Raw genomic sequence first — 14,257 nt, 5'->3', positions numbered from 1 at the left:
CGCACGTAGCTAACCACACCGGCTACGACCGGATAAAGGGGAGATAACGCCAGAAATGATTAACGGCGGCGACCCCTGAGGGCCGCCGCCGTTAATCGCTGTTCTGTTAGTACGCCGAGCGCTTGGTACTAGGCGCCCTGGGTGTCACCGGTGTTGGGTGTCGCACCCAGCGTGTGCTGCAGGTCAAGCTTCATAGCGTTGAGCTGCGCACCCCAGTACTCCCAGCTGTGCGTGCCGTTGTCGTCGAAGTTCCACACGGCGTTGTGGCCACCGGCAGCGTTGTACGCGGCCTGGAACTTCATGTTGCTGGTCCGGACGAAGCCCTCCAGGAACTTCGCGGGCAGGTTGTCGCCACCCAGGTCAGACGGCTTGCCGCTACCGCAGTACATCCAGATCCGGGTGTTGTTGGCAACCAGCTTGCCGACCTGAAGCATCGGGTCGTTACGCGCCCAGGCCGGGTCGTCCTTCGGGCCCCACATGTCGGAAGCCTTGTAGCCGCCCGCGTCACCCATGGCCAGGCCGATCAGCGACGGGCCCATGCCCTGCGACGGGTCCAGCAGTGCCGACAGCGAGCCGGAGTACACGAACTGGTCGGGGTGGTAGGCCGCCAGGATCAGGGCCGACGAACCCGCCATCGACAGACCAACCACGCCGCTGCCGGTGGGCTTGACACCGTTGTTGGCCGACAGGTACTGCGGCAGCTCGCTGGTCAGGAAGGTCTCCCACTTGTAAGTGGTGCAGCCAGCCTTACCGCAAGCCGGGTTGTACCAATCCGAGTAGAAGCTGGACTGGCCACCGACCGGCATGGCGACCGAGATGCCCGACTGGTAGTACCACTCGAACGCGGGGGTGTTGATGTCCCAACCGCTGAAGTCGTCCTGCGCACGCATGCCGTCCAGCAGGTACAGCGCCGGAGAGTTGGCGCCACCGCTTTGGAACTGGACCTTGATGTTGCGGCCCATCGCCACCGAGGGCACCTGCAGGTATTCCACCGGCAGGCCCGGCCGCGAAAACGCACTCGCGGTCGCCGAGCCGCCGACGAAGCCGACCAGACCCGATAGCAGGGCCGCGCCAACGGCTCCCACCATGAGTCGGCGCGACGTACCCGTCACGGCGCCACGAAACCTGTCAACAAGCTTCATCCTTGCTTCCTCATCCTCATTCATTTAGGCGCATCCGGTTAGATCGGGCGCATCCTCAACTAGGTCAGACTGCGCGCGCTGGGCCGCAGTGCCCGTGTAGTCAACCACATCTTTGGGCCGATCCTCTCATCGAAGACGGCGCGCAGTTCGTTACCCAGCGGGGATCCGGACCGATTTTTCGGACCCGCCCGCCACCGCAACGTTGCGTTTTCGCACGTGCCCGCGGTTCCGTGCGCGCGGGTGACAGATCAAATGTGATGTTTCTGTCAGTATCCGATCAAACCAGGGTCAGCCCCGGCGTGCGGTGCGATCGAATCCGACCCAAATATTTACCAAACCGAATATTGCGCCGCGCAGCGGCACCCCCAAAACGGTCCGGCGCCACTACCGACTTGCTCATTCCCGAGGCGGGGCGGGCGGGACGTCGGGCACCTCGAGGCCACACCTGACCAGCTCATACAGCGGCACCCGGTTGATCCGGTACCGGGTGAACTCAAACGAGTGCACCACGTTGGACACGAACCGGTGCAGGCTCATCGGTGCCCGCACCGAGTTCAGCACCGCCTGGGTGGCGGGGCATCGCAGGGCGGCCTCGGCCTGCGCGACCCACTGCTGATCGAGGTAGGCGGGGACACCCGGATACCACTTCACCCACGGACCGTCGGCGATCACCCAGTCCGGGAACAGGTTCTTGTCGTGGCCGATACGGCCATGCTCGAGCCGCCCGGTGTGCGCGGCCAGCGGGTTTGCCAGACCGATCTGGTCCAGCACCCGGACGTCGAGCCCGACGTTCATGCCAACCATGCCCAAGTTGGTGAAAAACACCGTGTGCTGCGGCTTTTCGCTGGCCGGGATGCCGGGGGCCGATCCGGGCTTGATCATCGGCACCAGATCCCACTGGGTGTAATTGCCCGACGGCAACAGCAACGCCCCGTCCGGGGTGTTGTTGAGCGCCGTCAGAATGGCGGCCATCCGCGGGTAGTCGAGGTAGTCGGCGGCGGTCAGCGGGTGCGCGTGCCCGGTGGCCTGAGCGTAGAAACGGCGCTCATCGACGATCCCCGAATAGCTGACGTGGGTGGCGTCGTCACCCATCCCCGGCGAATTCGCCGCCCACAGTGACCAGCCCGCAACGCCCAACCACAGCACGCTGACGGCACCGGCCACCCAGTAGCCGGTCTCACGCGAATAGTCCTTGCCATCGGGCACGACCAGGGGAATGACGGCGACGGGCGCCAGCACGCAGAACAGCGGCGCCAACAGCACCCGGCCATGCATGAAGTCGCCACCCTGGCGAATCCAGTACAGCGCCTGCAGTACGCCACTGCCGGCCATGAAGACCACCACCGCGGTCGGGCTCTGCACCGCGCGGGCAAACCGTCCGTAATCGGGTGCCAGCACCGGGCGCAGGAACGCGGGCCGCCGCCGCGCGAACATCACGACCACTCCCAGCGGCACCACCAGCACCAGCGGCAGCCAAAGCGCATACGGCCGGTTGAAGTTCGTCAGGTAGACCATGCCCTGCGACCATTTGTCCCTCGCGGCGTCTTTGGCCAGCGCCGTGCCGGGAACCAGCAAGCCGTAGTAGCCCATCCGGAAGATCTGGTAGGCCACCGGCAGCAACCCACCGGCGAGCACGATCAACCCGCGACGACGCCAACTGCGGGCCGCGATCAGCATCATGATCAGGGCCAGCCCACCGATCAGCGCCAGCTCCGGGCGCACCAGCACACTGCATCCGGCGACGAAGGCCAGCAGGCCGATGAAGACCGGGTTGTCCGAGCGACCCCGCAGCGGCTGCGACCAGCAGACCATCATCCACCACAGCAGTCCCAGGTAGGCCAGCACCAGACCGCTTTCCAGGCCGGACGTCGCGAAGTCACGCGCCGGGGGTACCGCGATGTAAACCAGCGCCCCCGCGGGCAACATGATCGCCCGACGGCCGCGCAGGCTCGGCGCATACAGCCGGCCGGCGCCCAGCATCACCAGCACCACACCCAGCACCGACAGCGTCAGCGCTACCGCCAGCGCGACGTACTCGAGCCGCATCGGCCCGCCGACCCAGCTCGCCGCGTAGAGCAGATAGGTCCACACCGTCGAGGTGTTGGCCTCCACCCGTTCGCCCATGTTGAACACCGGCCCGTTGCCGGCCAACAGATTGCGCACCGTGCGCAGCACGATGAGTCCGTCATCGGCGATCCAGCGTCGTTGCCAGGCTCCCCACCCGAACAGCAGGGCAATGATCGCCACACCGATCCACAGGCTGATCCGGACCCAGGGGTCATACGGAAACGCCGGCCACCTGATTGGCCGCAGCACTGGCCGCCGTGCCAGCGCACCGGCCTGCAGGGCCTTGAGTCTGGAGCTAGCCGAAGGCAACAGCGGCCCCAACTGTTCCTATCCACGCCAGCGCCAACAGCTGCAACACCCGGTCCCGCAGGGCGATCTCCTCGGGCTCCCCGGCCAATCCCCCGTCGACATCGACCGCGTAGCGCAGGATGGCGATGGTGAACGGCACCATCGACGCCGCGAACCAGGATCCCGAGTAGTTGTCCCGCTCGAACGCCCACAGCCCGTAACACACCACCACGGCGGTGGCCGACAACGTCCAGACGAACCGCAGATAGGTACTCGTATAGCTTTCCAGCGACTTGCGGATCGCCGCACCGGTGCGCTCGGCGAGCTGCAGCTCGGCGTAACGCTTGCCGGCCACCATGAACAGCGACCCGAACGCCGCCGTCAGCAGGAACCACTGCGACAACCGGATGTCGGTGGCCGCGCCGCCGGCGATGGCGCGGATCAAATACGCCGATGACACGATACAGATGTCGATCACCGCTTGGTGCTTGAGGCCGAAGCAGTAGCCCAACTGCATGGCGAGGTAAACGACCATCACCACGGCCAGGCTCGGGGTCAACCACCAGGCCAGCCCCAGTGACGTCACGCCCAGCGCCACCGCCAACGTGTACGCCAGCCATTCGGGCACCACGCCGGCGGCGATGGGGCGAAACCTCTTGGTGGGGTGCTCCCGATCCGCCTCGACGTCTCGCACGTCGTTGATCAGATAGATGGCCGAGGCGGCCAGGCTGAACACCACGAAGGCCACCAAGACCTCGAACAGCACTTCCGCGTAGCCGTACCGGACCCCGCGGCCCGCCGCGGCCAGCGGGGCGGCCAGCACGAGCACGTTCTTCACCCACTGACGTGGGCGCATCGCCTTGACCACACCGGCCACCAGGTTGGTCGGGGGTCCGGTCACCACGTCTTCGCTCATAGCGACATACCTTTTGTCGAGACCTTGTCGAGTCGCGCGGCGATGGCCGCGACGCTGGCACCCACGGCGACGCCGGCGGCCACGTCGCTGGGATAGTGCACCCCCAGCAGTATTCGAGACAGGGCCATCGGCGGCACCAACACCGCCGCGCCCGCAGCTTCGGACACCCCGGCCGCCCTGCTGAGCAGGATGGCCGCGGCGGCCGTCGAGGTGGCGTGCGCGGACGGGAAACTCAGCTTGCTGGGCGTGCCGACGTTGACCGTCACGGCCGGGTCATGGGGCCGTTTGCGCCGCACCACCCGCTTGATCACCACGGCGGCGGCGTGCGCGACGAAGGTGCCGGCCCCCGCGACCACCCACTCCCGGCGCCGGCTCGGGAACAGCATCGCGCCCAGCGCCGACACCAGCAGCCAGCCCACGCTGTGCTCGCCGAAGTGGGAGAGCCCGCGCGCCGTGCCCAGCACCCCGGGGCGATCAGCCAGTGCCGACTGAACCGCGACGATCGCCGCGGCTTCACCGCGCGGTGGCGCCGGTTCAGGCATGCTCGGGCTCGTGGCTCGTCGCCGGCAGCAGCGCCGTCTCCCATTTCTGCTTGCTCGACAGCACCGGCAACGCGTTGCGGTAGGTCCTGCGCATCTCGTCGAATCGCTTGGACAGCTCCCGCTGACGGCGCAGCGACTGCCACAGCAGTGAGAGCATCTTGGCCCGGTCGCGCTGCCGATAGACCACGCCACACCCGTCGGCCGTCGTCACGGTGACGCCGTCGACCGTGCACAGCCGGAACCAGCGGGCGTCTTGGGTCGGCACGTTGAATTCCGGGCGGCCATGGTGGGCCGGGTCGGCGGTCTTGAGGTTGTGCAAGATGCCGCGGGCCAACCGGTAGCCGATCGTCACCGGGTTGGTGGGGGGCTTGTTCACGATGTTCTTGTGCAATGGCGGGGGCAGCTCACTGGCCGCGGGCAGCACCACCGCATCCGGGTAGGACTTGCGAATGCGGTGCACTTCCGGCAGCGCCGATTCCAGGATCGAGAAGATGTGTTCGGGGCCGGCGAGGAAGTCGTCGATGGCCTTGTTCTGGATCTCCACCGTCGAATACTCGAGGCAAGCGAGGTGTTTCAGCGTCGCCTTGAGGTGACTGCGGACCAGTCCGGTGACGTCACCGTCCCAGTGCATGGCCGCGACCACCAGCCGGTTGCGCAGATGGAAATAGGCCTGCCAGTCGATGGCATCGTCCTTGTCGCTCCAAGCCATGTGCCACACCGCCGCCCCCGGCAGGGTGACGGTGGGGTAACCGTGTTCGGCGGCCCGTAGCCCGTAGTCCGCGTCGTCCCATTTGATGAACAACGGCAGTGGCTGGCCCAGCTCCTCGGCCACCTGCCGCGGGATCATGCAGGTCCACCAGCCGTTGTAGTCGACGTCGATGCGCCGGTGCAGCAGCTTGCTCTTGTCTTCGTTGTCGTTCAACGGGTATTCGGCGAAGTCGTGGTCATACTCGGCGTGCGAGGCCGCGGTCCACCTGAAGTTCGCCCGGTTCACCACTTCGCCCATGATGTGCAGGTGTGACGGCTCCTGCAGGTTGAGCATCTGCCCACCCACCAGCATCGGGCTCTTGGCGAAGCGGTGCATCGCCAGCACCCGCAGGATCGAGTCCGGCTCGATGCGGATGTCGTCATCCATGAACAAGATCTGCTGGCAGTCGGTGTTCTTCAGCGCCTCGTACATGACCCTGCTGTAGCCACCGGAACCGCCCAGGTTGGGCTGGTCATGGATGGAGAGCCGGTCGCCCAAGCGGGCTGCGGCGGCCGGGAAGTCCGGGTGATCGCGCACTTTGCGGGTGCCTTGGTCCGGCACGATCACCGCGCCGACGACCTCGTCCACCAAGGGGTCCGCGGTGAGTTCGCGTAACGCGTTGGCACAGTCCGCGGGGCGGTTGAACGTCGGGATGCCGACCGCGATGTTGGCCGTTCCCGGCGCGGGCTCGGCCGCGTACCAGCCCGCGTTGAGCAAGGTCACCGCGGTGTCGGTGGTGATGTCGAACCAGATCCAGCCGCCGTCTTCAAACGGCGTCAGCGCCACCTCGATCTCGAGCACGGCCGGCTTGTCCTCATCACCGGCAAATGCGCGCCCTTCGACGAAGATGCGCGCTCCGGTGGCCTTGGTCCGGTAGACGTCGACGCGCCCGGCACCGGACAACTCGACGCGCAGCACCACGGACTTACAGATCGACCAGCGTCGCCAGTAGCTGGCCGGAAACGCATTGAAGTAGGTGGCGAAGGAGACCTCGGATTCCGGACCGATCTGCAGCGAGGTCCGGCTGGTCGCATGCGCGCGCCGAGCGTTGGTGGTCGACTCCTCGAGGTACAGCTTGCGCACGTCGAGCGGTTCGCCCGGACGCGGCAGGATGACTCGGGACAAAAGGCTTACGGCACTCATCCGCGCGCACTCTCCTCGGCCGGCGGTTCCGCCAGCGGTCTACCGTCGCGCAGGTGCGACGCGAGGACGTTGTCATACATGCTCAAAGCGCTGGCAATGGCCATATGCATATCCAGATATTGATAGGTGCCCAAGCGCCCGCCGAACAGAACCTTCGATGACGCGGTCTCGGACTTCGCCCGGGTCCGGTAGGCGGCCAACAGGGCGCGGTCGGCCTCGGTGTTGATCGGATAGTAGGGCTCGTCCTCGTCTTCGGCGAACCGGGAATACTCGCGCATGATCACCGTCTGGTCCGACGGGTATTCGCGCTCGGGATGGAAGTGGCGGAATTCGTGGATGCGGGTGTAGGGGACGTCGAGATCGTTGTAGTTCATCACCGACGTGCCCTGGAAGTCTCCGATCGGCAGCACTTCCACGTCGAAGTCCAGGGTGCGCCAGCCCAGCCGGCCTTCGGCGTAGTCGAAGTAGCGGTCTAGCGGGCCGGTGTATACGACGGGAGCCTCGGGGTTGGCCGCGCGCAACTCGTCGCGGACGTCGAACCAGTCGGTGTCGAGCCGGACCTCGATGCGGTCGTCGGCGGCCATGTTCTGCAGCCACGCGGTGTAGCCGTCGACGGGCAATCCCTCGTAGGTGTCACTGAAGTACCGGTTGTCGAAGGTGTAGCGCACCGGCAGGCGGGTGATGTTCGCCGCCGGCAGCTGCTTCGGGTCGGTCTGCCACTGTTTGGCGGTGTACCCCTTGACGAACGCCTCATACAGCGGGCGCCCGATCAGGGAGATGGCTTTCTCCTCGAGATTCTGGGCGTCGGCGGTATCGATCTCGGCGGCCTGCTCGGCGATGAGTTGGCGCGCTTCGGCGGGACTGCAGTACTTGCCGAAGAACTGCGAGACCAGACCCAGCCCCATCGGGAACTGATAGGCCTGCCCGTTGTGCATCGCGAACACCCGGTGGCGATAGTCGGTGAAGTCGGTGAACTGCCCCACGTAGTCCCACACCTTCTTATTGGAGGTGTGAAACAGGTGCGCACCGTACTTGTGGACTTCGATACCGGTCTGCGGCTCGGGTTCGGAATATGCATTACCGCCGATGTGCGGGCGCCGCTCGACAACCAGGACACGCTTGCCGAGTTGGGTAGCCACGCGCTCGGCGATCGTCAGGCCGAAAAATCCGGAGCCGACGACGAAGAGGTCAAAGCGTTCGGTCATCGGTTGCCTAGGGTATCCGACCTTCCTGCGAAAACCCGATTTGGCAGGACGACAAGGTCAGGGTTGCACCGGCTTTCGACAACCCAAGCAGGCCCTAAGCAGGTCTAAAGCGGGTCCGATGACCCCGATGGGCCGAAGATGCCACCTTAGGTAGCGATTGCCTCACGATTCGATATAACCACATTAGTCTCACCAACCTCACTCGTACCATCGAGCGTGTGGGTTCGAGCCGCCGAGGACAGCCGGCGCGAACCGACGCTACACATAGTCCAGATTGAGGAGACTTCCGTGCCGAATCGACGCCGACGCAAGCTCTCGACAGCCATGAGCGCGGTCGCCGCCCTGGCAGTTGCGAGTCCATGTGCATACTTTCTTGTTTACGAATCGACCACCGAGACCAAGCCGACCGAACACCACGAGTTTGTGCGGGCGGCCAGCGTGGCCGACCTGCCCACCGAGTTGATGACCGCGCTGTCGCAGGGTTTGTCCTCGTTCGGGATCAATCTGCCTCCAGTGCCCAGCCTCACCGGCGGTACCGGCACCGGCATGAGCCCGGGGTTGACCAGCCCCGGCTTGACCAGCCCGGGTCTCACCAGCCCAGGCCTGACCACCCCGGGTCTGACGCCGGGAATGCCGGGAGACTTGGCCCTGACGGGCACGACGCTGCCCCCGACACCGGGCGCCGCCGTCAACCCCGCACTCACCAATCCGGCGTTGACCAGCCCGACCGGCTTGGCACCCGGCTTGACCAGTCCGACTGGCCTGGACCCGTCACTTGGTGGCACCAACGAGATTCCCATCACGACGCCGGTCGGCCTGGACCCCGGGATGGACGGCACCTATCCGATCCTGGGTGACCCCAGCCTGGGATACGGGCCGGGGACCTCATCCCTGGGCGGCAGCGGCCTGGGCGGCAGCACCGGCGGCGGCGGAATCCTCAACGACGTGATGCAGGCCGCCAACCAGCTGGGCGCAGGCCAGGCCATCGACCTGCTCAAGGGCGTGCTGATGCCTTCGATCATGCAGGCCGTCCAAAACGGTGGCGCAGCCGCGCCGGCGGCCGCAGCGGCGGTGCCCGAACTACCCGCCGCGGCAGCGGCACCCGCGGCGGCCGCACCTGCGGCAGTCGCACCGGCTGCGGCGGCTGCCGCAGCCGCGGTACCGCCGATCTAATCGGCACCTAGCGAAAGGCCCCAGAACCTGTCACTTGACGACACCGCAGAGTCACGCTGGACCCGAACCCACCCCCCAGCTACTTATCCTCTGCGGTGTCGTCGACAGGTTTTCGGCCCATTACCCCGTGTTGCCTCACAAGAAACATCAGACACACAAGTAACATCCCTTTGGTGCCGTCCCGCAGTCGCGCACCGACCATGCTGCTCACCGCCATCGCGGCGACGGTCGTCATCGTCTCGTGGGTGCTGACCCGTCCCCCTCCCAGCACCCACGAGCAGCCGTCGGCTCAGGACACCCGGCTGGTCGAGCAGCCGCTGGTCGGCCTCGGCGGCGGCGTAACGGTGCGCCAACTCACCCAGGACGAGCCGTTCTCCCTAGTGGCGCTGACCGGGGATCTGGTCGGCACCTCAGCACGGATGAGGGCCAGGCAGTCGGATGGTTCGTGGGGGCCGTGGTACCAGGCGGAGTACGAAACCGCCACGCCCGACGAGCAAGGCGCCGGGGCACCGGCAACGGCGGGGACCTCGGAGCGACCGCGTAGCACCGAACCGGTCTTCGTGGGCACCACCAACACGGTCGAGATCGCGGTCACCCGCCCGATCGACGCCCCGGTGACTCAGCCGCCACCCACCGGCGAACCCGAGCCCGTTGACCTTGGTTACCGTCCGGCCACCAAGGAGCTGCCGTTCGGGCAGAACATTTCGGCGGTGCTCATCTCCCCGCCGCAGGCCCCGGCCGGCACCCACTGGACCCCGCCCACCGGGGTCACCATGCCTGGCCAGGCGCCCCCCATCATCAGCCGCGCGGATTGGGGAGCGGACGAAGCGTTGCGCTGTGAGAGCCCGGAATACGACCGGGCGGTACGCGCCGCGGTGGTCCATCACACGGCGGGCAGCAACGACTATTCCCCGTTGGAATCGGCGGGCATCGTCAAGGCGATCTACACGTATCACAGCAAGACGCTGGGCTGGTGCGACATCGCCTACAACGCGCTGGTCGACAAGTACGGTCAGATCTTCGAGGGCAGTGCCGGCGGGCTCACCAAACCGGTCGAAGGGTTCCACACCGGCGGATTCAACCGTGACACCTGGGGTGTCGCGATGATCGGCAATTTCGATGACGTGGCGCCCACGCCGCTGCAGATCCGTGCCGTCGGACGACTGCTGGGGTGGCGGCTGGGCATCGCCGAAGTCGACCCCAAGAGCATGGTGGAGCTGGAGTCCACGGGCAGTTCGTACACCACCGTTCCCGGCGGCGCCATCGCGAAACTGCCGGCCATCTTCACCCATCGCGACGTCGGCAACACCGATTGTCCCGGCAACGCCGCCTACGCCCTGATGGACGAGATCCGCGAAATCGCATCCCATTTCAACGACCCGCCGGAGGAGCTGCTCAAGTCCTTGGAGGGCGGCGCGATCTACCAGCGCTGGCAGGAGCTGGGCGCGATGAACAGCGTGCTGGGGGCACCGACATCTCCGGAAGCGGACGGGGCCGACGGCGCGCGCTACGCCACCTTCGCCAAGGGCGCGATGTACTGGTCACCGACCACCGGCGCCCAACCGGTGACCGGCGCGATCTATGACGCGTGGGCCTCGCTGAGCTACGAACGCGGCCCGCTCGGATTGCCGACCAGCGCCGAGATACAGGAGCCGCTGCGGATTACGCAGAACTTCCAGCACGGTGTGTTGAACTTCCAACGGCTCACCGGCAACGTCTCCGAGGTCGTCAACGGGATCACCACACCGCTGGCGACCAAACCCCCGAGCGGGCCGATGGTGCCACCCGAGCACTTCTCGCTACCAATCCACCCGATCATTCCCTGAGGCGCGGCGACGCGCTCAGAACCACCAGCGCTCGAGCACCTTGGCGACACCGTCCTCACTGTTGGGGGCGGTGACCTCGTTCGCGGCGGCCAACGCGTCGGGATGGGCATTGCCCATCGCCACACCCAAACCGGCCCGCAACAGCATCGGCACATCGTTGGGCATATCGCCGAACGCCACCACGTCCGTATCGGCAATGCCCAAGGGCGCCGCGACGTCGCGCACACCGGTGGCCTTGCTGATGCCCAGCGGCACGATTTCGACCAGCCCGTTGTTGGTCGAGTAGGTGATGTCGCCCTCGATGCCCACGTGCTTGGCCAGTTCGGCCGCCATGTCCGCGCTGGCGGCACCGGCCTTGCGGATCAGCAGCTTGATCGCCGGGGCACTGAGCAGGTCTTCGATCGACACCTCGGTGTTGTCCGGGTTGAGCCAGGCGTGCTCGTAGCCGGGCGAGCTGACGAACTGTGGGGTCGCCGTGTCGTGGGCTCGCTCGCCGATTCGCTCGACCGCCAACCCAGACCCGGGAATTACCCGACTGGAAACCTCCGCCAACGTGGCCAGCGCCTCAACCGAGAGGGTGTGCGCCGACACCACCCGGTCGGTCGCGGGATCGTAGATGACGGCGCCATTGGCGCACACCGCCATCGGCGTGAACCCGAGTTCTTCGACGACCGGCCGTACCCAGCGCGGCGGCCGGCCGGTGGCCAGAATGAAGGTCGCGCCGCCGGCAACCGCGGCGCGCACCGCATCGCGGGTGCGTCCGGAGACGTGTTCATCATCGTTTAACAAGGTGCCGTCGACGTCGCAGGCGATGAGCGCCGGCCGGCTCTCCGGTGTGGTCAGTGTGGTCCGCCTTCGCTGGAACTGCGTGAGGTAACGCCGTCATATCCGCGCTTGCGGGCGCGTTCGGCCAACTCCGCGATGCGGAATTGGCTGGACTGCTCTGGACCGGGCGCGCCGCCGCCCAGCCGCTGTGGCACCCAGAATTCCCCTTCGGGGTGAGGGTACTGCTCCTGCACCCAGTGCAGCATCGATTCCATCGCTTGCCGCAGCGTGGCGTTGAGTTCCGTCGGATCGCCCGCCGGCGGCAGCCCGGGCCCAATGGCCACACTGATCGGAACCTTGTTGCGGAACAGATTCTTGGGGTGACCCTTCGGCCAAATCCGCTGCGCGCCCCAGACGATCATCGGAACTATCGGTACCTGAGCCTCGAGCGCCATCCGGGCCGCCCCGGTCTTGAATTCCCGTAGTTCGAGGCTGCGGCTGATCGTCGCCTCGGGGTGTACCCCGACCAGTTCACCCTCACGCAGTCGTTGGACGGCGACCCCATAGACATTGGCGCCCTCGGCGCGGTCAACGGGAATCAGCTGGGCGTGCTTGATCACATAGTTGACCGACCTCACCTCCTGCATCTCGGCCTTGATCATGAACCGCAGCCGACGTTTGCGTTCCTTGGCGGCAATGGAGGCAGGGACCCAGTCCACATAGCTGGTGTGGTTGAGGGCGATCAACGCGCCGCCCCGGTCGGGGATGTTCTCCAACCCGTAGTAGGTGATCTTGTTTCCGTTAGCGGCAACGATCGACGGAACAAGCACTTCCATCATTCGGAAGAATGGCTCTGCCATCCTTCGGTTCCTCCTTCTGTCCTTCAGCCGCCACTACCGCGATTGATGCGGTGTCCGGCCGGCGGCCCTGGCGGCAGCCTCGTCAGCGTCCAGCCGAGCTGCCTCGGCCGGAGTCGGCGCGGTGCCGCCAAGCCGGCGCGGCACCCAGTACTGCCCTGCTGGCTGCGGGTAGCTCCGTTGCGCCTCCTGCAGCAGCATGGTCATCGCTTGGCGCAGGGCGGCGTCGGTCTGCGCAATGTCACCGGCAGCCGGTAAACGCGGGCCAACCTGCACGACGATCGGAACCTTGGCGCGTCCGATGTGCCTGGGCTGGCCCTTGGTCCAGATCCGCTGAGCACCCCAAACAATAACCGGCACAATCGGCACGTCTGCGTCCAGCGCCATCAGCGCGGCCCCGGTCTTGAACTCCTTGAGCTCGAAGCTCCGGCTGATCGTCGCCTCTGGGTAGACGCCGACCAGCTCCCCTTCGCGAAGGCGCTGCACCGCTAGGGCATAGGCGCCCGCCCCCGCGCCGCGATCCACCGGAATGGTCCGAGTGCGCTTGATCAGGAAGTTGACCACCTTCACTCGTTGCATTTCGGCCTTGATCATGAATCTCATGCGACGGTGCCGCCGATTCATTGCCAGCGCAGCCGGAAGCCAGTCGACATAGCTGGTGTGATTGATCGCGATCACCGCGCCGCCCCGCTCGGGCACATTCTCGACGCCGACATAAGCGATCCGGGTCCCCGTGGCCAGCACCAGCAACTTGGCCAGGATCTCGAGGGTCCGGTAGGTCGGCTCCGCCATGCGCTACTGCTCCGGCGCTCCCGCGGGATGGGCTCGTTGGGCACGGCGAGCGGCCCGCTCCGCCGCCTCCTGCGCATCCATCTGCGCCGCCTCGGCCAGCGATGGCGCGCTGCCGCCCAGCCGGCGCGGCACCCAGAACTCCCCGGACGGATGCGGCCCGTACTGCTCCTGCGCTTGGTCGAGCAGGTGCTGCATCCGGGAGTGCAGCAGATTGCTCAGCTCCGCGGTCGGCAGCGTGGGTTCGATCGGTTCGCCGACGACCACCACGATCGGCACTTTCGGGCGGAACAGCTTCTTCTTGTGGCCTTTGGTCCAGATCCGCTGGGCGCCCCAGACGATGTGGGGGACGATCGGCACCCCAGCCTCGAGCGCCATCCGCGCGGCGCCGGACTTGAATTCTTTGATTTCGAAACTTCGGCTGATCGTTGCCTCCGGATAGACCCCGACCAGCTCACCGGCCTTGAGCAAGCGGACCGCAGCGTCATAGGACGCGGCGCCGTCGGCCCGGTCCACCGGGATGTGTCGCAGCTTGCGCATGATGGGACCGGTGATCTTCTGGTCGAAGACCTCCTGCTTGGCCATGAACCGCACCTTGCGCCCCAGCCGCTGCTGGTAGGCCGGCAACCCGCCGAAGGTGAAGTCGAGGTATCCGGTGTGGTTGATTGCGATGACCGCACCACCCTGGACGGGTATGTTCTCCACACCAGTCACGGTGATGCGGAGCCCCTGGATGCGCCACGTCAAGCGGGCAAGCTGAATGACCGTCCCGTATACCGGTTCCACAGCAGTCAAG

General features: G+C 66.3%; 12 protein-coding genes. 2 read left to right on the top strand and 10 right to left on the bottom strand.

Annotated features, from left to right (window positions below):
* Positions 1 to 128: 128 nt before the first annotated feature.
* From ag85A to glf, 6 genes are all read right to left on the bottom strand, one after another.
* Positions 129 to 1,142, bottom strand: a complete 1,014-nt coding sequence (ag85A, locus tag MMSP_RS03825; RefSeq protein WP_036426109.1) for a diacylglycerol acyltransferase/mycolyltransferase Ag85A — start codon at positions 1,140 to 1,142, stop codon at positions 129 to 131.
* Between the two features lie 396 nt (positions 1,143 to 1,538).
* Complete coding sequence (aftB, locus tag MMSP_RS03820; RefSeq protein ID WP_272897059.1) at positions 1,539 to 3,518, bottom strand: terminal beta-(1->2)-arabinofuranosyltransferase; 1,980 nt, start codon at positions 3,516 to 3,518, stop codon at positions 1,539 to 1,541.
* Positions 3,505 to 4,413 carry a decaprenyl-phosphate phosphoribosyltransferase gene (locus MMSP_RS03815; RefSeq protein ID WP_011742458.1) on the bottom strand — a complete coding sequence of 303 codons (909 nt, stop codon included), beginning with the start codon at positions 4,411 to 4,413 and terminating at the stop codon, positions 3,505 to 3,507. The genes aftB and MMSP_RS03815 overlap by 14 nt, the downstream gene beginning before the upstream one ends.
* Positions 4,410 to 4,955 carry a phosphatase PAP2 family protein gene (locus MMSP_RS03810; RefSeq protein ID WP_015357640.1) on the bottom strand — a complete coding sequence of 182 codons (546 nt, stop codon included), beginning with the start codon at positions 4,953 to 4,955 and terminating at the stop codon, positions 4,410 to 4,412. Before MMSP_RS03810 ends, MMSP_RS03815 begins: the two co-directional genes overlap by 4 nt.
* The gene (locus MMSP_RS03805) at positions 4,948 to 6,846 is read right to left on the bottom strand and encodes a glycosyltransferase (protein WP_020785548.1); all 1,899 of its coding nucleotides are present in this window, start codon (positions 6,844 to 6,846) and stop codon (positions 4,948 to 4,950) included. Before MMSP_RS03805 ends, MMSP_RS03810 begins: the two co-directional genes overlap by 8 nt.
* A complete protein-coding gene (gene glf, locus MMSP_RS03800) occupies positions 6,843 to 8,051 on the bottom strand; it encodes a UDP-galactopyranose mutase (protein WP_020785547.1) in 1,209 nt (402 codons plus the stop codon). Before glf ends, MMSP_RS03805 begins: the two co-directional genes overlap by 4 nt.
* 288 nt (positions 8,052 to 8,339) lie before the next feature.
* Between glf and MMSP_RS03795 the strand changes: the two genes are divergently transcribed.
* Together MMSP_RS03795 and MMSP_RS03790 are read left to right on the top strand one after the other, a co-directional pair.
* On the top strand, positions 8,340 to 9,224 hold the full coding sequence (locus MMSP_RS03795) for an Exported repetitive protein precursor (RefSeq protein WP_020785546.1): 885 nt from the start codon (positions 8,340 to 8,342) through the stop codon (positions 9,222 to 9,224).
* 173 nt (positions 9,225 to 9,397) lie between these two features.
* On the top strand, positions 9,398 to 11,050 hold the full coding sequence (locus tag MMSP_RS03790) for an LGFP repeat-containing protein (RefSeq protein ID WP_179953024.1): 1,653 nt from the start codon (positions 9,398 to 9,400) through the stop codon (positions 11,048 to 11,050).
* A 15-nt stretch (positions 11,051 to 11,065) separates the two neighbouring features.
* On the opposite strand, the gene MMSP_RS03785 is transcribed toward MMSP_RS03790, so the two are convergent.
* Genes MMSP_RS03785 through MMSP_RS03770 form a run of 4 tightly spaced genes read right to left on the bottom strand, consistent with a single transcriptional unit; the run spans position 11,066 to position 14,247 of the window.
* Positions 11,066 to 11,893 (bottom strand): Cof-type HAD-IIB family hydrolase, encoded by an 828-nt coding sequence (locus tag MMSP_RS03785; protein ID WP_049785276.1) that lies wholly within the window; start codon positions 11,891 to 11,893, stop codon positions 11,066 to 11,068.
* Complete coding sequence (locus MMSP_RS03780) at positions 11,890 to 12,675, bottom strand: 1-acyl-sn-glycerol-3-phosphate acyltransferase (RefSeq protein ID WP_020785544.1); 786 nt, start codon at positions 12,673 to 12,675, stop codon at positions 11,890 to 11,892. Before MMSP_RS03780 ends, MMSP_RS03785 begins: the two co-directional genes overlap by 4 nt.
* 33 nt (positions 12,676 to 12,708) lie before the next feature.
* Positions 12,709 to 13,464: a 1-acyl-sn-glycerol-3-phosphate acyltransferase gene (locus tag MMSP_RS03775; protein WP_020785543.1), complete on the bottom strand. Its 756-nt coding sequence runs from the start codon at positions 13,462 to 13,464 to the stop codon at positions 12,709 to 12,711.
* A gap of 3 nt (positions 13,465 to 13,467) precedes the next feature.
* Entirely contained in the window at positions 13,468 to 14,247 is a 780-nt protein-coding gene (locus MMSP_RS03770) for a 1-acyl-sn-glycerol-3-phosphate acyltransferase (protein ID WP_012396880.1), read from the bottom strand.
* Positions 14,248 to 14,257 lie beyond the last annotated feature (10 nt).

The sequence above is a fragment of the Mycobacterium sp. 012931 genome, from assembly GCF_000419295.1.
GTDB classification, from domain to species: domain Bacteria; phylum Actinomycetota; class Actinomycetes; order Mycobacteriales; family Mycobacteriaceae; genus Mycobacterium; species Mycobacterium marinum.
The sequence above is the reverse complement of the archived record's forward strand: the minus strand, read 5'-3'. Positions and strand labels throughout refer to the sequence as shown.

What these genes read in the sequence shown, in the direction of transcription:
- MMSP_RS03805 (WP_020785548.1), bottom strand. Translation starts at nt 6,846, where the DNA reads ATGAGTGCCGTAAGCCTTTTGTCCCGAGTCATCCTGCCGCGTCCGGGC.
- MMSP_RS03810 (WP_015357640.1), bottom strand. Translation starts at nt 4,955, where the DNA reads ATGCCTGAACCGGCGCCACCGCGCGGTGAAGCCGCGGCGATCGTCGCG.
- MMSP_RS03775 (WP_020785543.1), bottom strand. Translation starts at nt 13,464, where the DNA reads ATGGCGGAGCCGACCTACCGGACCCTCGAGATCCTGGCCAAGTTGCTG.
- ag85A (WP_036426109.1), bottom strand. Translation starts at nt 1,142, where the DNA reads ATGAAGCTTGTTGACAGGTTTCGTGGCGCCGTGACGGGTACGTCGCGC.
- glf (WP_020785547.1), bottom strand. Translation starts at nt 8,051, where the DNA reads ATGACCGAACGCTTTGACCTCTTCGTCGTCGGCTCCGGATTTTTCGGC.
- MMSP_RS03780 (WP_020785544.1), bottom strand. Translation starts at nt 12,675, where the DNA reads ATGGCAGAGCCATTCTTCCGAATGATGGAAGTGCTTGTTCCGTCGATC.
- MMSP_RS03815 (WP_011742458.1), bottom strand. Translation starts at nt 4,413, where the DNA reads ATGAGCGAAGACGTGGTGACCGGACCCCCGACCAACCTGGTGGCCGGT.